We start from the raw sequence: 24,935 nt of genomic DNA on the forward strand, positions 1-24,935 counted from the left end.
CATTATGAATCAGTATAAAATTTTATTAAGCGCTTTTATCGCATCTACTTTTATGTTTAATTTCGCTAATGCTGAACAACAAGCAAGCCCAGTTGAAGTGTTAACGGTTCAACATAAAACATTGTCACCAAAAGCTAAATTGCTAGGCACTGTTAACAGTCGTAGTAATATTGCAATTACAGCCGGAGTCAGCGGACAATTACAATGGTTGATTGAGCCAGGAAGTCACGTAAATAAAGGTGATGTTATCGTTAAAATGGACACCCTACCTTTACAACTTATGCAGCTTGAAAAACAAGCTCAAATAAAACGAGAACAAATCAACATCAATTATTTAAAACGTGAATGGGAGCGTTTAACTAAGCTAAAAGCGCAAAACAACACAGCAGAATTTCAACTTGACCAAACCCAGTCAAAATATGAATTGGCCTTGGCTGATTTAGAAATCGCAAAATTAAAGTTAAAACAAATTAACGACCAATTAAACCGTGCTGAGATAACGGCGCCATTTTCAGGAGTTATTACCGAACGTTTAGAGCGAGAAGGAACTGATGTTAACCGTGCACAAGTACTTTTAAGAATGCTAGATACTGAAAACTTAGAAGTACATTTATATGTGCCAATTAAATATTTAGCTTATATTTCAAAGGGTTCAGAGTTAAACGTGACTACCGATAAATTTAATAGTAAAGCAAAGATTAAAGCCTTAATCCCTGCAGCAGATCCACGTTCACAAACTTTTGAATTAAGGCTTACGCTAAATAATGACTCAGTAAATGCCTGGTCGGCAGGTCAACAAGTTAAAGTAGAAGTACCTATTAGCGGAGACAAACAAGCTTTAACTGTACATAGAGATGCCTTAATTCTTCGTAAACAAGGCCCTTATGTTATGCAAATAGACACTGACAATATTGCCCATAAAAAAATGGTTACCGTTGGTACAGGTCAAGGCAATTGGGTTGCTATTGAGGGTGACCTTAAAGATGGTGATATCGTAGCTATCAGAGGTGCAGAAAGATTAGCCGAAGGACAGAAAGTTAAAATTAGAACTAAATCTTAAATACAAGGAATACTATGGTTAATATCAATAATTCTGAGCGCCTTAGTTATCAGTTAGCTACTCGTAAAGATATTCAGTGTTTGTTTGAGCTAGACCAAGACCCTTTAGTGATGAAATACATCAATGGGGGAATTTGTACTTCTATGGATACTATTAAAAATGTATTTATGCCAAGAGTTGAAAGTTATACCAACCAAGAAAAAGGCTGGGGACTATGGAAGATAAGCATAGAATCAACAAATACATTTATTGGTTTCGTACTCGTTCGACCTATGGACTTCTTTACTAATAATCCGCAATTTAATGATTTAGAAATTGGCTGGCGTTTTATGCAAAAATATTGGGGCAAAGGCTTTGCCTCTGAAGCAGCAAAGCACATTATGCATAGCATAGCTAAGCAAAGCCAAGTTAATCAATTTTCGGCTATAGCCCTTAAAGACAATATAGGTTCAATTAATATTATGAAAAAACTTGGCATGAAGCATATCAAGGACTACCTTGATGATTGCCAAGGAACAACGCGCAAAGCAGTTCACTATCAAGTTAACCTAACAAACTAACGCAAGACTTTTCATAAATATAATGTAAAGCAATTAGTAGTCTATAATTTTGAATAAATGGACGATTAAAGGCATACAGATATGAAGCTTAAACTTGCACACAATAAAAAAATCAGCACATCATTACTATTTGGCACAGCGGTTTTACTTCTGAGTTCTTGTGCTTCAGAGCCCGAAGTAACACCACTTCCCTATTGCAGTTACGCTAGTCATATGAGCGTTAATGAGCAAACTCGAGAGTTTATTTGGCGTGATAAGAACCATGCAACGTTTAATGTAGATTGGCGTGAGAGCTCATTAATTGAAGTTGCTAATCGCTATACCTACCTTGAACGTAAAGACTTACCAGATGCTGTTAAAGCACAAAACGATGTGAAATGGCTAAAGGCTAAGTTGAATGACCTATTAACGATTAACAATAACTTGCTAAATGAAATAGAAGTTAATAGCTGTGACAATAAACAAGCCCCTGAAACTCCTGATGGATTAAAAAGACAAAATGAAGGCATTAACTATATCATTAGCGGGCTAGCTAAAATATCAGATGATATAGCAACTAAAAAAGCTAAAATCGTTGAGAAGATAGAAGGTCAAAAGAGTTAATTACTTATTACTTAAAGCAATTTGCACGCTAAGACGATGTACTAATACCATGTTCGCAGGGATGCGAAGGAATGGTCCATGGCGTTTCGGCATACCCCATGTCCTTTACTACAAATCTAAAACCATCCATGGTGATTTGCATACCTACATACATACTACCGAAACTACACCATCCATGGTGTTTCGGCATACCCCACGTCCTGTACTACAAATCTAAAACCATCCATGGTGATTTGCATACTTTCATCCATGAAAGCAAAAAAAAGCCCCGCAATGCGGGGCTAAAAATGTTAGTCACAGGGGTGAACTAACCTACACTATTAAACTGTGCGTTAAGCTATTTCCAGCTTTCTATTTTATGGCCTTTAACAGCATAAAATAAGATAAATAAATAACATGGGAACATCACCATGTAACCACCTTGTTGACCAAGGTCAGTTGCAGAGCTTGTGATCCCCCAAAACAATGGTCCAAAAGCACCACCAGCAATACCCATAACCAGTAAAGCTGAACCTGTACTAGTTAATTTACCCATGCCTGATAAAGCCAATGGCCATACTGCCGGCCATACAATAGCGTTGGCTAAACCTAAGAAAGCAATCATCAGTAGAGTGTCAGGTAATGCAACACCGCCAAATGGTACAAGTAATGCTTCTGATATTGCATAGCTCGAGGTATCACCAGTAACAATAAGAACCGTAAGTATTAATCCTAATACAGCTGAAATCGTTAATGCTGTCGCCTGTGATATAAAGCGAGGGATTGTAATAATACCAATAACATAACCTATAACCATACAAACCATAGTGTAAGATGTCATAACACCGTAGCTTTCAACGCCTAAAGAAAGGGCAAAACTACCAATGGTATCTCCGGCAATAACTTCAACGGCTACATATAAAAATATAGCAACTACACCAAGAGCTAGACGTGGATGAGATAAAGCTTCTTTGATGTGCTTTTTATCTGCACCTTCGCTATCTGACTCTTCTCTTTCTAACTCAGGTAAAGGCGATTTTTTAACTAAGAAACCTAATAAACCAATGAAAAGCGCCATACCTAAATAAGGGAAAACTAAGCTATCAGCCATAGTGTTAATTTGTGTTTGTGTTAACTCTGTACCAACAAGATCTTTAAAGCTATCTAAAATTAAGGCACTAAATACAATAGGAGCAACAACACCTGCGCCTTTATTTAGAATTCCCATAATACTTACGCGAGCAGCAGCAGACTCTTCAGGACCAATACGAACGACATAAGGATTAACGGCTGTTTGCAGTAAAGTTTGACCAGCGCCCATAACTAACTGTGCAAATAAGAACAAAGCAAAAACTTGGGTTTTAGCGGCAGGTATAAATAATAAACCCGCAATCATCATAACGGCCATACCAAGTGCCATACCATTCTTATAGCCTACTTTACGTATCACCCACGCCGATGGCAGTGCAGTGAAAGTAACGGATATATAGAAAGAGAATATGATCAAAGATGCTTGGAATGCATTTAAGTCTAGTATTTGTTTTAGGTATGGCATCAAAGAGCCATTTAGCCAAGTCGCAAAACCTAATATAAAAAACAAACCAGCGACAATTGCCATAGGCACTACACTGTTTTGTTGAGTTGATGTATCTGTTGAAGTAGTCATTTGCTCGCCTTTTGTGATCTGCTATCGTTTATTGGAGTTATTGTTATTATTTGTTGATCATACTAAATTATTTTTTGATAATTATTACAGGTTTGTAACTAATGTACTCGCTTTCCAGCGATCCAAGTTTGCGTTACGTTATAATCTGTATCTAACATGACAAAATCTGCACCATATCCTGGTTGTAAACGTCCTAGAGAGTTATCTAATTGTAAAAAACTCGCAGGATATAAAGCGGCCATACGCAAAGCTTCATCAGCTTCAATACCTATGTACTTAATGGTATTTATTACCGCACCAGCCATATCAAGACATGAACCTGCAAGTTCACCCGTTAATGCGTTCAATCTGTCGCCGGTACGGATAACTTTTGAATCAAAAAACGGGAAACTTTCATCTGTGGTACCAACTGGAGGCATAGCATCAGTTACTAACATCATCTTGCCTTTTTCTTTAGCTTTAATCGCGAGCTTTGCAGCATCGTAATGCACATGATGGCCATCAATAATAATGCCACACCAACTATTTTCATCGAGTAACGCAGCGCCAACCATACCTGGCTCTCTAGCTTGAAATGCCGACATTGCATTAAATAAGTGAGTAAAACCTGTAGCGCCAGCGCTTAATGCATTGCATACAGTGGTAAAATCAGCATTTGAATGACCAAGACAAACCCTAACCCCAGCATCAACAAGTGTTTTAATGTCCTCAACAGCAACATTTTCAGGGGCTAAAGTAACAATAACTTTGCCTAAATCTTGACGAGTAAATACCGCCATTTCTTCATCACTAATCTTGCGAATAAATTCAGGGCTATGCACACCCTTTTTAGGAATAGATAAATGTGGACCTTCAAAGTGCACACCAAGTACGCCTGGAGCATTTTCATTAATCGCTTGGCTTACTGCGTCAGCTGCTTTTTGCATAACTTCGACTTTATCAGTGATTAGCGTCGGTAAAAATCCGGTTGTACCAAATTGTGCATGAGCTGCGCCAATAGTTTTGATAGCGGCAACCGTAGGAGAGCTATTGAATAATGCCCCACCACCACCGTTAACCTGTACGTCAATGAAGCCAGGAGCCATTAGACCAGATATTTTTTCAGCTTGTTCATTACCAGCAGGAGCTACAGCAACAATTTTCCCATGCTCAATACTCACACATATATTTTGGCGAATACTTTGACCGTCAAAAAAGTGTTCTGGATGAAGGTGGCAGATCATAATTTATACCCTAATTACTTAGTCGAAATATACTTACAAATGGATGCAAACATTAGGTTTTATTTTCTTCATTTATCGCAAATAATACCGCACCAACCTCTGGTGGGTTTTGCGCATCAACGATATTTTCAGCAACCTCACTTGGCAGCCATTGAACTAATCGAGGCTTTAAACCACCAATTAATGATAAATTAACGTCGCCTTTGGATTTTAATTTATTGAATACACGAACAAAGTACTCACAACCTTCATTAATAATAGCTTTAGCAACATCATCACCAGCATCAGCGGCATCAAAAACGCTAATAGCTAAGCGGCCGTAATAAGTGGCACCATGACCCGCAATAGTTTCAACCAAAGTGTTTGAGTCGGTACAGTTAAGTTGCTCAAAGACTTTATCGGTAAGTAGAGTTGGTTCAATAATGCCATCATACGATAGTAAAACCTTTTCTACCGCTTGAAAGCCTAACCAAGCACCACTGCAGATATCACCATGAGGGAAACCATGACCGCCGATAATTAAAGAATCACCACCAACACTTACATAACCACAAGAGCCGGTGCCGGTGATCATAATAGCACCATCACTACCATTGTGTGCGCCAAGACAGGCAATATGTAAGTCTGTTGCTAAGTGCATACTTTTGAAAGGATGTTGCCATGCATTCATTAATTTAAAGTATTTAGGAAGATTAACACCCGCTAAACCAATACCTGCAATTAAATCACTTACTAAACTTTTATCTAGATTAGCATCATCTAAGGCCAATTCAGCTGCAGCGACAATAGAGCTTTGGGCTTTTTCTAAGCTATGAAATGGATTGGCTGCACCCGCAATGCCTTCACCAAGGATTTGCATATCTTTATTTAAGATAACGGCTTTGCATTTACTGCCACCACCATCAATACCTAAATAGAGCTGTTGTTGTTTGCTATCCATTAATGCCTCTTTATTCATAAACTGATGAAAACATTGTTACATCAACTTTTACTATACTTTGATATTACTAACAAATGACAGCGCTGTCATTATGTTTTTTATATTTTTTTTACTGGCCATTTACATCTGGCCAGTAAAAACCAATTATTTGTTTAAAAACAAGCTCCTACCAGCCCTTTTTAAATCTATAGAGCGTGCTCTGACTTCAACTTCACCATTAACCTTTACAGGTTTTGTCCACTGTTGCCACTCGCCCTGAGCAACTCGATACTCTAATGGCAAGCCAGTAAAGCTATTATTGATATGTAGCTCCCCTGCAATAACCTTTGCACCTACTGTAGGAATGCGATAGAAAATCTCAGCTTTATCTAACTTAGCCAACTCTTTATTGCTAATAACATTGGCAAAATTAGCCCATTGTTGATCACGAGCAGTGCGCATGTCTTTAGTAAAATTGTTTGATTCCTGGTTATAAATGTCACCGCTGTATTTATAGTCAACCGACCAATCGGCTTTATGCCAAGCTCGTTCAGCTAAAGAGAATAAACGTGGGAATATTTTGTATTCAGCTAAGTTATCGTTACGAGTATTCTCACTCCATAACTGCCCTTGTATTCCAACAAATTTATTTCCTGTTGCTAAAGGACCAGATTCGATGACGCCATCTTCTGAGATTTTTACGCTATCGTCGGCAATAAATGGCTTATCTTCACGATCTAACCAAATTTCTGCATGCACAGGTAAGTTATCAGGCATAAATTGAAACAGTTTTTCAGTGTTCGAATGACGAATCGCCCAATAGTAACCGTGCTCCTTAGGATCAGCTTCATATGGAAAATCAAAATAGGTAACATCAGGAGTTGAAACTACAACTTCCCAGTTTCGATTTGCCAATTCATGAGCAGCTTTATGCCCTTCCCACGACAAAACGCCCCATGAGTTTGCTTGTACAACTTTAGGCATATTGTCAGCATTAGTATGCATCATGCCATCGTTCCAGCCCGCAGTTTCAATGTTTCTGTCAGATAATATTTTTGCAACTCGCTCAATAAAATAGCTACCAAGTTGCTCAGCTTTGGTGATGCCTTGATCATTATTAGCTAAAAACTCTTTACATACCGGTGATTCAACCCATGCACCTGCAGTTTCATCGGCACCTATATGATAACGAGTTAATGGCTGACCAGCATCTACATGCATTGCTTTTACTTCATCCATAACTTTTGCAACAAAGTCATAAGACGATTCCATACAAGCATTAATGGTATTGTCATTGTAGTACTGTACTGATGAATAAACGGTTTTATCATTTTCATCGTGTAGCAAATACTGTTTTGCACCAATTTCATCGCCAGCAGCCATTAAGCGGTTATAACGAGCTTTCATCGCTACAATAGACGAGCGAGAATGTCCTGGCATATCTAATGAAGGAATCACTTGAATATGACGAGCACTAGCAAATTGTAAAATTTGTTTATAATCTTCTATTGAGTAATAACCATTTACCTTAGATGTCGGGTCTACACCTGCGCCTAACTGCGGTAGTAAACAGCTTTCTTCTTGTAAATCAAAACAGCGTTTGCTGCTTAGCTCTGTTAGCTCAGGAAGATCTTTGATCTCAAGACGCCAGCCTTCATCATCACCTAAATGTAAGTGCAGTTTATTTAGCTTATAGGCAGCCATTTGTTCCATTAAATCTAAAATAAACTGTTTTGAATGGAAATTTCTGGCTACATCAACGAGTAAACCACGGAATTGATAATGTGGAGCATCGATAACTTCTAACGTTGGTAGAGCTTTATCGTCAAGTGAAATTAAGCCACTTATCGATTGCAGAGCATAAAATGCGCCAGCATCATCAAAAGCGTCAATACTAATTAAATCAGGAGCAATAGAAAGTTGGTAACTACCCGGTAATGGGCTGATATTTGCTGATTTTGTGATAACAAGTTTGATGCCATTGTCATTTTGCTTAACGCCAAATTTTGCTAGGCGTGCAAAAGCAGCATTTAACCCACCAGTTGCAATACCATTAACTTCAACATTAATACCTTGCGCTAAATTAACGCTTTGCTTGGCATCAATAACTTTCAGTGATTGTGGTGTTGGTATTAATGAACTATTAAGCTGATTTGTGGCAGCACTATTTTTACTGTTGCGCTCAAATAAATACTCACTCGTTGCCCACTTAGTTTGATCGCTTGGCGTTCTTTTAAAGTGTTTTTCAACACTGCTAAAGTCACTAACAAACGGATATTCCTCTAAACCAGTTTCTTCATTAATAACTGTTTGAGTACTGGTAATAACTTGTGCAGGAGCCCCATCAGCTTTGAAAATGTAATTTGGCAGAGCATCGGTTTCAGATAAAGTCCAAAAGTCAACGCGATACGGCAAAGTGTATGTTTGACCAGCAACAAAACCTTTAAAGTTTTCGGTTGGAGTAATTTTATGCAAATCGCCATTTACATGGCTTATATCAAATTCATCACTTGCATCTGATTGTACAGGGTTAATTTGAGAGTAATAAATAGCCCAATCAGAGCTAGTAAAATCTTGTTCAGGGGTAAAACTCAATTCAACTAAAAAACAATTACCTTCTGCTCTTTGGGCATTACAGTTTTCATCGGCAATATTTGAAATGAGTTGATAATTAACTTTAAGTGAGTTTGAAAAATTAATTACTTGCTCTTGAGAGTTTGCACTCGATGTTGAAGCACTATCTGCAGAGTTATTGATGTCTGAGCAACCAGCCATCAACATTCCTGCGATACAAGCATTGGATAAAAATAATTTTTTGTTCATAGTGTTTCCATTAACTTAACTGTAAATATTTAAAGTGACGCAGTAATTAACGCTTCTGTAAACCAAAACGATGGATCTTATTAATAAGCTCTCGGTGCTTAGGTAATTTTGTAGTCAGCATATCTGCATGTTGCTTAATTTTGTTAAAAAATTCGGTTGCTTGTTTAGTATTTTGAAAGCGAAAATCCATTGACTCTATGTTGGTATTAAAATCCATACCGTATAGAACATATAAATAATTTTCTAAATTAAAAATTTCAAAACCACTCGCAAAGTCATAGGCACTTGGCACTTGATGCTGCCATAGTTGTAATCTTTCTTGTAATGTTTGCGAGCACTTAGTTATGTCGCGATTCTCTAGCCAAAAATCACTATCATCTCGCTTTGAAAGAACATAATGTAATTTAATAAAATCAATTACTTTCTCCCAACTTGAACTCACTCGTTCATTAAATTTTTTGGCGAGAATATCCATGTGCCCACGATTACTTGGAAATTGTTGTGCTAACATTTTCGCGGTAACGTCAAACACCAATAACCCTGTTGCTTCTAATGGTTCAACAAAACCTTGAGAGAGTCCGATTGCCACACAGTTTTTATGCCAAAATTTTTCCCGATAACCTATATTCATGGCTATTTTACGAGCTTCTAATGAATCTGCCGCAGGGCCTATATAGTCTCGAATAGTTTGTTCGGCTTCATCATGTGTTGTATGAGCGCTAGAATATACATAACCAGTACCACGGCGTTTAGTTAAGCCTATATCCCATATCCACCCAGCTTGTTTAGCCGTTGAAATTGTGAACGATGGTATATCCTGTTCGGGATCCTCATAAGGTACTTGCATAGCCATAGCGTGGTCAGCAAATAGAACGTCACTTTTATCGATAAATTTAACGTTTAACGCTTTGCCCAATAAAATGGAATCAAAGCCACTACAATCAACAAAAAGATCGGCACTAATAATACCTGCTACATCTGTGTGCAACGCTTTGATATCGCCATTAAGATGTAACTCAACATCATCTACTTGTGCCAAAATATGCTTAACACCTAAATTATTACAGGCGTGTTTAGTTAATAGCTTGGCAAATTTAGCTGCATCTAGATGGTAGGCATAACTATTATGGCCTTGATATTCAGCTTGCGTTATATCTTTAGGCGCTAGGCCAAAATCACAAATTTTCCCTTGAAAAGCGGTTGCATCAACAAAAGATGTATTTTCTCCTGCTAAGCCTTTTAACCAATAAGCGGTTAAGTGGTCAAACTCGTTAATTAGTGGGTAATCAAAAATATGATGATAATGATGAGGTTTGCCAGCGATAGGGTTATTTAACCAATCGACAAACTTTATACCTTGCTTAAAGGTAACATCACATTCTTTAATAAATTCTGACTCACTAATACCTAGCTCAGCTAAGCTTTTTCGTATTAAAGGTACAGTGCCTTCTCCTACCCCTATGGTAGGTATATTAGGTGATTCAATTAAAGTAATACTTATTTCATCGCAATGCTTAGCATTAAGCTGCTTAGCTAAATGGTTTGCTGTCAACCAACCTGCAGTGCCACCGCCAACAATGACAATATTACGGATAAGTTGAGTTGAATTATTTAATTGTTCACTTGCTTGCATTAATTTATCTCGACAGACTTAAGGCCTAAAATAGTTTTTAGGCTTTATTCATCATTATTGATACATTACTACCGGATTGAGCTGAGTGCAGAGTCTCTAAATATTTTTTATGAGACAAGCTCACTGATTTCGCTTTCTCTGCCATAAAAGAGAATCGATCAAAAATCTTCTTACATGAGCTCTCTTCATAAGGCATGTGTAACTCTGGTATATGTCCCATGCCATAGAGGATATAGCGATAATTTTCATCGGTAAAAGTAGTGGCATAGCCACCGGATAAATCCATAAACTCACAGGTTTTATGTTGCCATACAGCAAGTTGACTTTGTAATTCAGGGCAGTATTTCACGCTCTCTTGCGCTTGTTGCCAAAATTCAGTGTCGTTTCGATCAGTTAAGCAATAATGTAATACGATAAAACGTTTTAGATCATCATATACACCGTTCATTAAACGGTTATAAGAGTCTCTACTTGCTTGTTGTATTTGATTTGAAGATATATGAGTAGATAATAACTTTACTCCGACATTAATCAGATGTAGGCCCGTTGACTCAAGAGGTTCAATAAAACCACCAGCAAGTCCAATAGCGATACAATTACCAACCCAGAACTCTTTACGGCAACCAATCTTCATATTCAGGTGCAGGGTTTTTAATACATTTGCATCAGCCCCTAAATGCTGTTTCAGCTCTTCTTCAGCTTGTTCTTTAGTAAGCCTAGAGCCGTCATATACATAGCCAGTACCACGACGAGAAGTTAAATCAATCTCCCAAGCCCAACCATTAGATAAAGCGGTTGCTGTAGTATAACTACGAGGCACCTGTTGCTCTTTATATTCAACTTGCATAGCAACTGCTTTATTACATGGAAGCTCTTGCTCAAACGACTGCCAATTATCTTGTTTAATGGCGTCAATGAGCAAACCTTTAAAGCCGGTAGAGTCGATAAATATATCGGCACTAAATTCACCTTTATCGGTATTGATAGATACTATTTTATTATCGCTTACATTAACTTTGTCAACAGTGGCTTCAATGTGAGTTACGCCAGCTTGAGTCGCTTTTTTACGTAAAAACCTAGCCATTAAGGTAGCATCTAAATGATAACCATAAGGAACAATACCTTGATATGGTGCTGATGCTGGCATTTTAGGTGAAAGGTTATCAACCATTAAATGTGAAGATAAGCTAACGCCCTGATCGTAGCGCTCAAATAAGTGTCTTGAACTTAAAATCCAAGCAGAAGAGATATCAAGAATATTGCCTAAAGATTGATGTTCAAAAGGATGGAAATATTGATGTGTTTGTTGATTAACTGGTTTCATCCAGTTACGAAACATAATGCCAGTTTTAAGTGTGGCATTTGTTTCTTTTAATAGTTCATTTTCATCTAACCCCATAGCAGCGAAGAAAAAGCGAATAGAATGAACTGTCGCTTCTCCAACGCCAAGAATGCCAATATCTTTACTTTCAATTACTGTGATGTCTATATTGGCTTGGGTGTGGTTATATAGTTTATTTAAATATAACGCCGTCATCCATCCAGACGAACCACCACCAACGATAGTAATAGAATTAACATTCTTTTTTTTCATAAGGCCTTCTTAACTAGATGGGCAAGCAGCCTTAACTAGTTTATTTTGCAGCTAAAGCTGCCTTTTTTTGTATTAAACGATGCATCTGATGCATAGAGTTTAAATGCGCGTAAATAGGAGCTAAGAAGCCACGTTTACGTAACGCTAAGTAATCTTCATCAGATAATTCATTTAGCTTTTTCTCATCTACTAAATAAATACCATTAATGCCGATTTTTTCTTCACCAACATTAATATCAAGGTTTTGTTGAACTAGTAAATCTTTGTCAGCTAACTCTTTAGTAAAAGCACGAGTAATATGAGCGTGCTCATAATATGTACCTAATGCTTCTTTACGTTTTGCTAAGTACTCTGTTTCTTCGCCGTTTTCATCGAATAAAGCATTACCTTCTTCTTCATTAACGACTGCAGTTTCAGTTGCGATAACAACCATAAACTTATCATTTTCTGCACTTTCTGGTACTAGTGCTAAAGGAAATTGAGTTACCGATGCTGGAGCATAAGTACCTTCCCACTTCTCTGTTGCTGTATATAAATTTTCACCTGGCTTAACACCAAATAATGCTACAGCTTGGTAAACGCCTGTTTCAGCGTTTTTAACGAAAACTACTGGAAACTCAGCTGCTGCTCGTGAAAATTCATGAACCACTACTGGTGCTAAATGCTGACCTGCAGCGTGTTCGAAATTTTTAAGTGCTTTAATTTTTGTATTTGCATGTGCCGTTTTATTTAACGGTTGAATATTTTGTTGGCTCATTTTACTACTCCCAAAATGTAGGCCTGATTTATGAAGTTGATAGACTAAACTGAGGGATTAAACCATTACAAGTTAAAATTGAATTTATTTATAAAAAAGGGGAGAAAACTCCCCTTTTTTTTATAGTTTTGTTCAATATTAGAACTTAACGCTTGCACCTACACTAATGCGGCTAGCAGTTTCGTACTCGTATAAAGGGAAACCTTCAGTAAAGCCACTATAAGATGTTGGGTAATTATTGTTACCGAATTGCTTAGCTTCTTCTTCAAGTAAGTTAGTCGCATCAACTCGAATATCAACATTCTCTGTTAAATGATACGTAGCACTTAAATCTAAAGAGCCAAAGTCATCGTGTAAACGGTTACCGTAAGAGCCTGTCTCACGGATCATGTACTCACTACGCCAGTTATATGATAAACGCACAGATAACGCATCGTTTTCAAAGTAACCAGTTACATTGTACTGATCTTTAGATGAATCACTTAAGAATGGGTTACCATCAACATAAGTCGCTTCATCAGTTGAAGTATCAGTGTATGTGTAGTTAATTAGCGTACCAAAGCCATTACCAAAGTCTTGTTGGTATTGAAGCTCTAAACCTTCAATTTGTGCATCTTGGCCATTCGCTTTTTCTTGTACAGTCCAACCATTTGCATTTTCATCAACCGGTGTAGTTGGTAGAGGGAAATCAATGTCTGCTGCATCTGCTTTATATTCAGTGAAAGTTACAAAGTTTTTCACATCTTTCATGAATAAAGTCGCTGAAATTAATGATGAATCATCAAAGTACCATTCAACACCGATATCAAACATATCAGCAACGAAAGGCTTAAGACCAACATTACCTACAACCCAGTATTGGTTATCAGGTAAATCATCGTTAGCGCCAACTACATTAGGGTTAACGTACATATCAACGTACTGAGGACGAGCCATTGCACGAGAAGCCGCTACACGAACGATAACTTCATCTGAGATATCCATCGCTAAGTTGAAGCTAGGTAAGAATTCTGCATAATCAGCTTCAGTGCTAGTTTTTGCACCTTCAACATAGTAAATAGATTCAGCGTCAGTGCCCGCGTAACGAACACCAAAGTTACCACGCATACCTTCAGTTTCAAACGTTGCCATAACATAAGCAGCGTAGTTATCTTCTTCAATATGGCTGTAAGAACCTAAATCTTCAGTTTCGCCAATAATACTGTCTTTCGCCCAAGATTTTAATGCGTCTGCATCAAACTTCTTAATTGAATAGTCACCAGAGCCAACATCTAAATTACCATCTTGGATATCTGCAGTATTGATAACATTGTTAAAACCGTCAGCTTGAATGTATTCAAAACGACGAGAAGTTGTTTCATGTTGAGCAAACTTTAAACCGGTTTTGATCTCAGTGATCACACCTAAATCAACATTAAAGGTGATGTCACCTTGTAGGTATGATTCTTCATCTGTTTTAGGTGTGCGGTTAAAGTTTGGCCCTGTACCCATTGCAAGTGTGCCTGGGTCGTAAGTTGCCATATCAAAACCAGCTGGTAAATTCCAAGTTTGACCACCACCAGTAAAGTCATAAGTACCGCCGGCAATAGAAGGTACTAAACCATCATCAAGAACCATCTCAAAGTCAGTACCACCAGTTGATTCAGTTGAACCTACTTGTACCTTAACTTGATAATCATCACCACTGTAGTTAAATGTTAAATCTACAACATCTGAATCCATCGTCGCTTCACGTGGACGCATTTGATAAAAAGCAACGTTTAAAGGACCTGCAACTTGTGTACCTTGGTTAGTAATATTACCATCGGCATCTGTTTCTTGACCTAACCATGTAGTTTGATCAACAGGAACACCACCCCATGAGCTATCAGCCTGAGTTAACCAAAGTGCGTAGTTAGTGTTATCTGCTTCCATTTGCATATCCATAACATTTAACACGAAATCCATGTTATCTGTCGGCGCATATTGGAAAGTAGCGGTAATTGCTGAACGTTCACGTTCTTGTTCAAAGGCAACAGGACCTGCACCCCATTCCCAGAAAGCTTCATTACCTTGGCGTTGTAATGAACGCTCTTGCATAACACCAGAAACTAAGAAACCCATAGTTTCGGCTTCGTTTTTCCAGCTATACATAGCTGAAGCTTGTGGATCAGTTTCTTCTGAATCTGATTGGTAAGAGCCTTCAACTGATGCATAAATTGTATTTGCATCTAAATCTAATGGTTTACGAGTATTAACAATAACCGTACCACCGATACCGCCTTCTGCAAGGTCAGCTTGTGAAGTTTTATAAACTTCTAAATCGCCTACTAATTCTGAAGGAAGTAATTCGTAGTTGAAACTACGTTTAGCTGGCTCAAGTACGAACCAACCAGTTGAAGCAACGTTTTGGCCATTCAAAGTAGTCAATGTTAAATCTTGACCTGCACCACGAATTGAAACTGCTGCACCTTCACCGAATTGACGTTGAATAGTTACACCAGGAATACGTTGTAATGACTCAGCAACGTTCTTATCTGGGAACTTACCAATGTCTTCTGCGCTAATCGCATCAACACTTGCGTTTGAGAAACGTTTTGCATTTAAGTTTTTCTTGTTGCTTCCACGAATACCAGTAACTTCAATCACTTCGATATTTTCATCTGCATTAGCTGCTGCTTCTTCAGCGGCTACTGCTGATGCTGAAGCACCTGCTAATACCATTGCGATACTGCTAGCTAGTACATGTTTTTGGAATTTGAATGACGACATTTTATTTCCTACCCTTGCATTATATTTTTTAGTTTTCACTTTTGTTAGCCGTCATTGGAAACCACAACAAAGAAAAAAGTCTCTCTGTAAACCAAATTGACAGCGCTGTCATAAAGCTTGAGTAAAACCATACAATGATTTTTACATCTTGGCTACAAAAAATTACAAAAACCTGTAATTTTTAACAGATATTTATTAACAATAGCTTTACAATGCCCGAAATAAACCAAGTTTATCAGTTACTTATAGTTACAATATTTTTATCATTAAGTAGGTAAGTTTTTATTTTAAACAACATAAAAACCTTGTTTAAAATGAAAAATTAAGACTAACTAATTAAAATTTATAATATTTTTTAGGCAGATTTGCGAAAAGCAGACTAAATTGTATATAGACTTAAAGTACGAAGATTGATGTTGATTTATGATAAAAAACAAATTAAGTAACCGATTAATATCAATTACTTAAGTCCGTAACGTTATTGCTTTGTTAATAAAAATACACTCAAGTAATAACTCCATAAAATAAACATAGGAAATATATTATGGGTTTAACAAATAAATTAGCTGCCGAGTTTTTCGGTACATTTTGGCTAGTATTAGGCGGTTGTGGTAGTGCTGTTTTGGCTGCTGGTTACCCTGAATTGGGTATAGGTTTTGTAGGTGTTTCATTAGCCTTTGGTTTAACAGTTTTAACCATGGCTTATGCAATTGGTCATGTATCAGGTTGTCATTTAAACCCTGCCGTATCTTTTGGTTTATGGTCAGGCGGTCGTTTTCCTGCAAATGAATTAGTACCATACATTGTTGCACAAGTTGTTGGTGGTATTGCCGGCGCAGCTGTACTTTACTCGATTGCTAGTGGCGCTCCAGGCTTTGATGTAGCTGGTGGTTTTGCTTCTAATGGTTTTGGTGAGCATTCACCAGGTGGCTATTCAATGACAGCAGTGCTTATCTGTGAAGTGGTTATGACATTTATGTTCTTAATGGTAATTTTAGGTGCAACAGATAGCCGAGCTCCAGCAGGTTTTGCGCCAATCGCTATTGGTTTATGTTTAACCCTAATTCACTTAATCTCTATCCCAGTAAGTAACACGTCAGTTAACCCTGCACGTAGTACTGGTGTTGCAGTATTTGTTGGTGACTGGGCAACAAGCCAGCTTTGGTTATTCTGGGTTGCTCCAATTGTTGGCGCAATTCTAGCTGGTAAAGTTTATGCTTGGGTAAGTGCTGAGAAATAAGCGCAAGCTAGCAAAATTTAAAAAAGCTTAAAATAAAATGGCGAGTAATTAACTCGCTATTTTTGTATCTTGGTGCTTAACAAAGCAATTACAGTTGGGACGCCGCTTTATAAAACTCAATCAAATTACGAGTTGAGCTGTCATGGCTTGCACTTACCTTGTCAGATTCAAGCTCTTGTTGAATACTTTCAGCTAAGCCTTTGCCTAATTCAACGCCCCACTGATCAAATGAACAAATCTCTAAAATAATGCCCTGCACAAAGATTTTATGTTCATAAAGCGCAATTAACATGCCTAAGGTTTTTGGCGATATTTGCTTTAATAATAAGGTATTTGTTGGCCTATTGCCTTGATGAACTTTATGCGGAGCAAGCTTATCAATAACTTCTTGCGTGCGCCCTTTTGCTTTTAAATCTGCCCTTACTTGTTGTTCATTTACACCAGTCATTAACGCTTGTGTTTGCGCAAAGAAATTAGACATTAAGGTAGAGTGGTGCCCTGGCACTGGCGTTACACTTTTAACAGAGCCAATAAAGTCTGCTGGTACAACGTTATTACTTTGATGTAAGTATTGATAAAACGCATGTTGACCATTGATACCAAGCTCCCCCCAGATAGAAGGTACTGTAGGGTAAGATATTTGCTCTCCTTGCCACGAAACTGACTTACCGTTACTTTCCATTTCAGCTTGCTGTAAATAAGCACTAAGCATATGTAAGGTTTGATCGTAAGGTAATATAGCTTGCGATTTAGCACCTAAAAATGTGCAGTTCCACACACTTAGCAACGCCATAATAATCGGCGCATTTTCTGCCGATGGCGCTTGTTGGAAATGTAAATCCATTGCATGAGCACCTTCGAGTAATTCGATAAATTTATCAAAACCTAAATCTAATGCAATTGGCAAACCGATAGCTGACCATAAAGAGAATCGACCACCGACCCAATCCCACATAGAAAAGATATTATCAGGGTCAATACCAAATTCAGTGGCATTTTTAATATTGGCCGATACAGCAACAAAGTGTTTGGCAATGGCTGATTTATCTGGCGCCGATTTTAATAACCAATTAGTTGCGGTATTAGCATTGGTCATTGTTTCTTTGGTTGTAAAAGTTTTACTCGATACAATAAATAATACTTTTTCAGGGTTTAGTGGTGCTAAAACTTCAGTAATTTGGGCGCCATCAACATTAGATACATAATGAACATTTACACTTTGATCGCTGTAATGCTTTAGTGCTTCAGTGACCATTTGCGGGCCTAAGTTAGACCCACCTACTCCGATATTGACAATATCGGTAATGCGTTTACCACTATAACCTAGCCATTTACCTTGCCTAACCTGCTCTACAAATTCTTGCATTTTGGTCAATTGACTTTCGACTTCATTGGTAACATTTTCATTATTAAAATAAAGTGGGGTTTTACTGCGATTTCGTAGTGCGGTATGCAATACCGCCCTATCTTCAGTCATATTGATCCGCTCAGCATTAAACATTTTGTCACGCCAAGCGGGTAAATCAACATCATCAGTAAGCTGTAATAATGTATTGATGACAGTGTCATCAATTAAATTTTTAGAATAATCGAATAACAAGTCAGGTAACTTTAATGAAAATTTATTAAAGCGCTGAGGATCTGCAGCAAAAAGATCATTCATGTGTGTTTGTTTCATTTGCTCAGCTAGCTTTTCTAATGATTTCCAACTTGATAAATCAGTACGATTAGACATTTAAAACCTCAATTAGTGATGATATTTGTAATATTTTGATGTTAAGGTAAAGTTAAATGACAGCGCTGTCAATTTTGTTTTATGAAAAAAAATTCAAAAAAAATAGAAACTTTGTTACTAATTTTTAGGACAAATGCTTTATAGTGCGATAATAAAATGTCGATAGATAACCACGGACAAGGCAAAAAGATTAATATGAAAGTGACCATTAATGACGTTGCAGAGCTTTCTGGTGTTTCAATGAAGACGGTTTCAAGAGTCATCAATAACGAAGCTTCAGTGAGACAAGCAACCAGAGATAAAGTAATGGCAGCAGTTAAGGAGTTGAATTATCAACCTAACTTGGCCGCCCGCTCTCTTGCTGGCACAAAATCTTATACCATTGCCTATATTTACGATAACCCAAATGCTTATTATGTCATTGATATGCAAAATGGTATTTTGTCGGAATGTAAGAAACAAAACTTTGAACTTGTTATCCACCCATGTAATTCCAAAGCAGATGACATCATTGAAGAAATTACCAGCATGATCAAACACTCTCGAGTAGCAGGTGTTGTACTTACACCGCCATTTTCAGAGATGCCAAGTGTAACAGAGCGTTTAACAGACATAGGGGTTAAATTTGTCCGCATCATCTCAGGTCATAAAGTACCTGATGAAATTTCTCCGTGTATTATGGTAAATGACTTTGATGCAGCTGTTGAAATAACCCAACATTTGATTGATTTAGGCCATAAAGATATTGGCTTTATCAGTGGTGGCAAAGAGCATAAATCAACGTTCGAACGTATTGAAGGATACAAATCAACGCTAGTTAAGAATAATATTACCGTACAAGAAGATTTAATTATCGATGGTGAATATTCATTCGAGTCTGGCGTTAGTGGTGCCGATAAGTTATTGCAAAGACAAAATAGACCAACTGCAATATTTTCATGTAATGATGAGATTGCCGCTGGTGCCCTGTTTGCTTCACGATTACAACACGTAGCTATTCCTAAAGAGCTATCGATTGTTGGTTTTGAGAATTCCCCATTCTCAAGACAAACCTGGCCGAAGATCACTACTGCCGATCAGCCAAACCAAACCATAGCGCAAAATGCGACAGCCTTATTAATTAATGAAATTAGAGGGCAAAAAACCGATGAGATATGTGAGCAATTTACGCCGAAATTATTGGTTAGAGACTCAACCGCAAAGCACTAACTACTTTGCGGTTTAAAATATTTTATTAAAATTAAAGCCATAGCCCGTTAAAAATAGGTCTATGGTTTTTTCTATATACTGCGATATCTCAGAATCCGTTAACTGCATTTTTGTATTATATTCACGGCGCATCATAGCTTCGCCTTTGATCATAGATAAAAACTGAATAGCAGCCATATGAGGATCATTTATATTTAATAGTCCCTGCTCGGTATAATGCTTAAAGATATCACTCATTTCAGCAATGACAGGTTCAGGGCCAGCAGCAAAAAATAGCTGAGAAATCTCTGGGTTAGTTTGCGACTCAAAAATACAAATACGATGTATCGCAATACCTTCTTTAGATAAAATTAATTCAATAAAATTGTGTGAAAAAGCCAGTAAAGCTTTGCGTGGGTCATTCAGCATATCTTCTGGCATTGAAGACATTCTAAATAAATTACAACGTGAATTGATCGAGGCTTTAAACAAGTCTTCTTTATTACCAAAGTGACTATAAACCGTTTGTTTCGAAACTCCAGCCTGTTTAGCAATATGATCCATACTAGTTGCTAAAAAACCCTTATCACAAAATAGATCAGTGGCAGCGGTTAAAATTAACTGTCGCTTCTCTTCACTCTTACTGCGAGTTTTATTTGCTGTTTTAGCTGTTGTTTTTACTTCAGTTTCACTCATTAATAACCTTAACCTTACAACTATTTTGGTAACCAAACTGTACAGTTTGTGAATAACTTATATCTCAATTGTAACAAATCACACTAGACAGTCTAGTTTAAATTACCTAAACTAGACTACACCGTCCAGTTTTATTTATAAATATTTGGTACCGAAAAATTATTATGCTTACATTAAAGTCGTTTATTTCACCGTTGCAAAGACTCATACATTTACCTCGAAATGCATTTGCTTTTGCATTATTAGGCATGTCTATAACAGCTTGTTCGCCAGAACAAAATGCAGGCGCAAGCAATCCAGATAATTCTCACCAACCTTATTACCATAAGGTTAATTCAAAAGTATTAGAACAACTTGATGGCTACTCTGTATTACGTAAATTTTCAGGTACTGTAGTAAGTAAGCAAACAGCACAGCTTAACTTTGAAGTTGCTGGTCGTGTTGATAACATTGCCTTTTTTGAAGGTGATATGGTTAACAAGGGCGAAGTAATCGCAACTCTCAATACCGAATTACTTAATATTGAGAAGCAACAACTGTCAGCACAACTTAAACAAATTGATGCAGAAATAGTGTTAGCAAAAGCCAACCTAGAAAGAGTAAATTCATTAATAAACGACGGCTACGCTTCTAAGCAAAACTTAGATGAATTAAACGCACAACAACAAGTTCTTATTGCAACCCAACAGCAATTAGCTGCAACAATTAAAGCCAAGCAATATCAAATTAGTCATGCAGAAATTACCGCCCCATTCTCAGGTGTAATTAATCAACGAAATATTAATATTGGCGAAGTAATTAATAGTTCAAAAATTGCCTTTGAATTACAAAAACAGCAAGAAAGTGAATTAAAAGTTGGTGTGCCACAGCATCTGATCAGCCAGATTAGGCAACACCAAAAGTTTAATTTATTGATTAACAATACCAAGGTTAAAGTTAGCGAGCTTGCTATCAACTCTAGGGTTAACCTGCAAAACCGTACCATTCAATTGCGCTTCCCATTACCCAGTGAATTGACTTTATTTGATAATCAACTTGGCTATTTTGAATTTGAACAGTTTTATCCTCAAACCGGATTTTGGGTACCTATTACTGCGTTAACCGATGGTATACGCGGTACATGGAACGTCTACACTATCGAACCTAGCGACAATGAACAGCTTTATAAATTGGTCAATCATAGCGTTGAGGTTATTCATACAGAACAAGATACAGCATTTATTCGAGGCAACCTAAAATCAGGCCAACAGTTATTAGCTGATGGACTGCAAAGAGTAGTACCTGGCCAAATAGTAAAAATTGCAGAGTAAGTTGAGCCTATTATGATTGAATTATTCGTTAAAAATGGCCGCTTAATGATCTTAATGATCGCGCTTTTGATTGTTTCAGGTCTTGCATCCTTGCATAGCTTACCTCGAGCTGAAGACCCAACTATGGTCAATCGCTCAGCAAGTATTATTACTAAATATCCGGGTGCTAGTGCGGAGCGTGTCGAGGCTTTAGTTACAGAAGTACTTGAACAGAAAATCCGTAAGCTATCTGAAATTGATTATATTACTTCAAATTCACGTCCTGAAATTTCAGTCATAGTAATCAAGCTCAAAGGTGAGGTTACTGAGGAAGATCCTGTCTATTCAAGGATCCGTGATTTAATTGCCGATGTTGCAGACCAACTACCAGCTGAAGCTCTGCCTCCATATCTTGAAGACGAACGTAGTTTTGCTTTTACCCAATTAGTCGCCCTTAACTGGCAAGCAGACTCTGAGCCTGACTTAGTTATATTAGGGCGTTATGCCAAAGAGTTAAAATCGCAATTACGTTTAGTCCACAATACCGATATTGTTGAGATTTATGGTCAAAATCCAGAAGAAATATTAGTTCAAGTTAATCAAGACCAAGCCGCAATGGCAGGTATTTCTTTAAACCAGATAAGCCAAGCAATATTAAGCGCAGATGTAAAAATTCCGGCTGGTAAATTAGTCAATGACTATAACCAAATGCAAATAGAGCTCAGTGGCGCGCTCGACTCATTAGATAGGATCCGTAATATTCCTATCGTATCTAACAATAGTAGTTCATTAAAAGTTGGTGATATCGCTCTAGTTAAACGTCATATAAAACTTCCAATGACTGAAATGGCTATTGTAAATGGTAAGCCCGCTTTAGTTGTTGGTACTCGCATGATCCAAGATATTCGCGTAGATACTTGGACTAAAAACGTGCAAAAACAATTGGCTCTATTTGAACCAATACTGCCAAGTTCTATTAAGCTTGAGGTTTTATTTGATCAAAATGATTATACCGATAAGCGCTTAAATGGCTTGATAGAAAACATCTTTATTGGTTTTGCTATTATCGCTGTTGTATTGCTTTTTACTTTAGGGGTACGCTCAGCAGTTATCGTGGTTATATCATTACCTTTAACCGTATTTTTTACCCTTTCAGTAATGAATGTTTATGGCTTACCAATTCATCAAATTTCAGTAACAGGCTTAGTTGTTGCGCTAGGTATTATGGTTGATAACGCCATTGTTATGACCGATACCATTCAACAGAAAAAATTACAGGGTATTAATGGCCTAAAAGCTGTTGTCGATTCAGTTAAACATTTATGGCTGCCGCTACTAGGCTCTACTGCAACAACTGTACTTGCGTTTATGCCGATAGTTTTAATGCCAGGTGATGCTGGTGAATTTGTTGGCGGCATAGCACTTAGTGTTATATTTTCTTTAATTGGCTCTTACGTTATTTCACATACCATTGTCGCCGGTCTTGCTGGCCGCTTTATTAAAGTAAAACTTAATCAACAAGCTTGGTATCACAATGGTTTAAAATTTCCGCGTTTAGATAAGCTATTTAAAAAATCTTTAGCATTTACCTTTAACTGGCCAAGAACGACTATTGCATTAGTCTGTATTCTTCCTATAACCGGTTTTATCATGGCAAAACACCTTGACGAGCAGTTCTTCCCTGCCTCAGAAAGAGATATGTTTCAAATTGAATTATTTATGCCAGCCCAATCTAGCATTGTTGCTACCAAAGATATGACCGATAAAATATCTTCAACATTAAATAAGCATGAAGAGATTAAACATTTACGTTGGTTTATTGGTAAAAGCGCGCCCTCTTTTTATTACAACTTAATGAGTAATAAAGACGGCATGCAAAACTATGCACAAGCGATGATCACAGCAACTGATTTTACTGCGGCCAATAAGCTAATACCTAAATTGCAGCTGATTTTAGATGAAGAATATCCACAAGCTCAAATTATTGTACGTAAACTAGAGCAAGGCCCTCCATTTAATGCGCCAATAGAGATCCGTATTTTCGGACCTAACTTAGACACCCTGCAAGTTTTAGGTAATGAAGTTAGACGTGTATTTTCAGAAACTGAAGATATTATGCACTCAAGAGCAACTCTATTACCTGGAACGCCAAAAGTGTGGCTTGAAGCTGATGAAGACGCGGTAAACGCATTAAACTTAAACCTTGCAACCATTGCCAACCAATTACAAGTTGGTTTAGATGGCGCGGTTCAAGGTTCAATAATTGAAGCAACCGAGTCTATTGATGTGCGAGTAAAAACCGATAACAGCCAACGTACAGATGTGAACCATTTAAACAACTTCCCTGTTATTAACCAGCAAGACGGTCAATTTATTCCACTATCGGCAATAAGTAACGTTAAAGTAAGTCCAAGCCGAGGCGCTATTCCTCACCGCGATGGTAAACGAGTTAATGTTATTGAAGGTTATGTACGCTCGGGAGTGTTACCTTCTGTCGCTTTAAAAGATATTTTACTAAAACTTGAGCAACAAAACTTTGTATTGCCAAATGGCTATGAATTACAAGTTGGTGGTGAATCAGATGCACGAGACAATGCTGTAGGAAAATTGCTTAGTAGTGTAGGGATTATCTTAACCTTGCTTATAACTGTGGTAGTACTTTCATTTAACTCTTTTAGAGTATCAAGCATTATATTTATCTCCGCATTTATGTCGACGGGCTTAGGCCTACTGTGTGTTTATCTATTTAATTACTCTTTTGGATTTATTGTGATCATTGGCTTGCTTGGCTTAATGGGCCTAGCGATAAATTCAGCAATTGTGATTTTAGCTGAGCTAAAAGCCAATAACAGTGCCATTGTCGGTAATAAAGAAGCAATAACGACAGGCGTACTTAGTTGTACCCGTCACATTAGCTCAACCACAATCACAACCGTTGGTGGATTTTTACCATTAATATTATCTGGCGGTAAATTTTGGCCTCCATTTGCAGTAGCAATTGCCGGTGGCACAGTTTTAACTACTTTATTATCTTTTTATTTTGTACCCGCAGCATTTTATTTAATGGCAAAACGCAAAAAATTTCAAAAAACAGGACATGCTTAAACAAATGAGTTCTAGTTAATTTTGTAAGAAATAAATGTTTTCGATTTAAATTCGCTGAAAAATATTAATTTTAAGTTAAAATTTGTGTGATTTAACCTCAGATCGACGACTCTT

General features: G+C 37.4%; 17 protein-coding genes. 7 read left to right on the top strand and 10 right to left on the bottom strand.

Annotated features, from left to right (window positions below; genetic code table 11):
• The first annotated feature begins 4 nt into the window (after positions 1–4).
• From FNN08_RS08505 to FNN08_RS08515, 3 genes are all read left to right on the top strand, one after another.
• Entirely contained in the window at positions 5–1,060 is a 1,056-nt protein-coding gene (locus FNN08_RS08505) for an efflux RND transporter periplasmic adaptor subunit (RefSeq protein ID WP_143584762.1), read from the top strand.
• A gap of 14 nt (positions 1,061–1,074) precedes the next feature.
• Complete coding sequence (locus tag FNN08_RS08510; RefSeq protein ID WP_143584764.1) at positions 1,075–1,620, top strand: GNAT family N-acetyltransferase; 546 nt, start codon at positions 1,075–1,077, stop codon at positions 1,618–1,620.
• An 81-nt stretch (positions 1,621–1,701) separates the two neighbouring features.
• Positions 1,702–2,223, top strand: a complete 522-nt coding sequence (locus FNN08_RS08515; RefSeq protein ID WP_143584766.1) for a hypothetical protein — start codon at positions 1,702–1,704, stop codon at positions 2,221–2,223.
• Positions 2,224–2,560: 337 nt separating this feature from the next.
• Here FNN08_RS08515 and nagP read toward each other — a convergent pair whose 3' ends face one another.
• The 8 genes from nagP to FNN08_RS08555 all read right to left on the bottom strand — a co-directional run bounded on the left by nagP (position 2,561) and on the right by FNN08_RS08555 (position 15,568).
• On the bottom strand, positions 2,561–3,868 hold the full coding sequence (gene nagP, locus FNN08_RS08520; RefSeq protein WP_143584768.1) for an N-acetylglucosamine MFS transporter NagP: 1,308 nt from the start codon (positions 3,866–3,868) through the stop codon (positions 2,561–2,563).
• 98 nt (positions 3,869–3,966) lie between these two features.
• On the bottom strand, positions 3,967–5,091 hold the full coding sequence (gene nagA / locus FNN08_RS08525) for an N-acetylglucosamine-6-phosphate deacetylase (RefSeq protein WP_143584770.1): 1,125 nt from the start codon (positions 5,089–5,091) through the stop codon (positions 3,967–3,969).
• A 52-nt stretch (positions 5,092–5,143) separates the two neighbouring features.
• The gene (gene nagK / locus FNN08_RS08530) at positions 5,144–6,031 is read right to left on the bottom strand and encodes an N-acetylglucosamine kinase (RefSeq protein WP_260679298.1); all 888 of its coding nucleotides are present in this window, start codon (positions 6,029–6,031) and stop codon (positions 5,144–5,146) included.
• A gap of 144 nt (positions 6,032–6,175) precedes the next feature.
• Positions 6,176–8,833, bottom strand: coding sequence for a family 20 glycosylhydrolase (locus tag FNN08_RS08535; protein WP_143584774.1), 2,658 nt, complete (start codon positions 8,831–8,833; stop codon positions 6,176–6,178).
• Positions 8,834–8,879: 46 nt separating this feature from the next.
• Entirely contained in the window at positions 8,880–10,466 is a 1,587-nt protein-coding gene (locus FNN08_RS08540) for a tryptophan halogenase family protein (RefSeq protein WP_143584776.1), read from the bottom strand.
• Positions 10,467–10,503: 37 nt separating this feature from the next.
• Positions 10,504–12,060 carry a tryptophan halogenase family protein gene (locus tag FNN08_RS08545; RefSeq protein ID WP_143584778.1) on the bottom strand — a complete coding sequence of 519 codons (1,557 nt, stop codon included), beginning with the start codon at positions 12,058–12,060 and terminating at the stop codon, positions 10,504–10,506.
• 40 nt (positions 12,061–12,100) lie between these two features.
• Complete coding sequence (locus FNN08_RS08550) at positions 12,101–12,817, bottom strand: SapC family protein (RefSeq protein WP_143584780.1); 717 nt, start codon at positions 12,815–12,817, stop codon at positions 12,101–12,103.
• A 138-nt stretch (positions 12,818–12,955) separates the two neighbouring features.
• Positions 12,956–15,568: a TonB-dependent receptor gene (locus tag FNN08_RS08555; protein ID WP_143584782.1), complete on the bottom strand. Its 2,613-nt coding sequence runs from the start codon at positions 15,566–15,568 to the stop codon at positions 12,956–12,958.
• A 544-nt stretch (positions 15,569–16,112) separates the two neighbouring features.
• Here FNN08_RS08555 and aqpZ point away from each other — a divergent pair.
• Positions 16,113–16,808 (top strand): aquaporin Z, encoded by a 696-nt coding sequence (gene aqpZ / locus FNN08_RS08560; RefSeq protein ID WP_143584784.1) that lies wholly within the window; start codon positions 16,113–16,115, stop codon positions 16,806–16,808.
• 88 nt (positions 16,809–16,896) lie between these two features.
• Here aqpZ and pgi read toward each other — a convergent pair whose 3' ends face one another.
• Positions 16,897–18,543: a glucose-6-phosphate isomerase gene (pgi, locus tag FNN08_RS08565; RefSeq protein WP_143584786.1), complete on the bottom strand. Its 1,647-nt coding sequence runs from the start codon at positions 18,541–18,543 to the stop codon at positions 16,897–16,899.
• A 195-nt stretch (positions 18,544–18,738) separates the two neighbouring features.
• On the opposite strand from pgi, the gene FNN08_RS08570 reads away from it, so the two are divergent.
• A complete protein-coding gene (locus FNN08_RS08570; RefSeq protein ID WP_143585253.1) occupies positions 18,739–19,752 on the top strand; it encodes a LacI family DNA-binding transcriptional regulator in 1,014 nt (337 codons plus the stop codon).
• Between the two features lie 12 nt (positions 19,753–19,764).
• Here FNN08_RS08570 and FNN08_RS08575 read toward each other — a convergent pair whose 3' ends face one another.
• Positions 19,765–20,427, bottom strand: a complete 663-nt coding sequence (locus FNN08_RS08575) for a TetR/AcrR family transcriptional regulator (RefSeq protein WP_143584788.1) — start codon at positions 20,425–20,427, stop codon at positions 19,765–19,767.
• A gap of 164 nt (positions 20,428–20,591) precedes the next feature.
• On the opposite strand from FNN08_RS08575, the gene FNN08_RS08580 reads away from it, so the two are divergent.
• Together FNN08_RS08580 and FNN08_RS08585 are read left to right on the top strand one after the other, a co-directional pair.
• Positions 20,592–21,737: an efflux RND transporter periplasmic adaptor subunit gene (locus tag FNN08_RS08580; RefSeq protein WP_143584790.1), complete on the top strand. Its 1,146-nt coding sequence runs from the start codon at positions 20,592–20,594 to the stop codon at positions 21,735–21,737.
• Positions 21,738–21,749: 12 nt separating this feature from the next.
• Positions 21,750–24,821, top strand: coding sequence for an efflux RND transporter permease subunit (locus FNN08_RS08585; protein WP_143584792.1), 3,072 nt, complete (start codon positions 21,750–21,752; stop codon positions 24,819–24,821).
• Positions 24,822–24,935: the final 114 nt, after the last annotated feature.

Source organism: Thalassomonas sp. M1454 (assembly GCF_007097525.1).
Lineage (GTDB): Bacteria > Pseudomonadota > Gammaproteobacteria > Enterobacterales > Alteromonadaceae > Thalassotalea_A.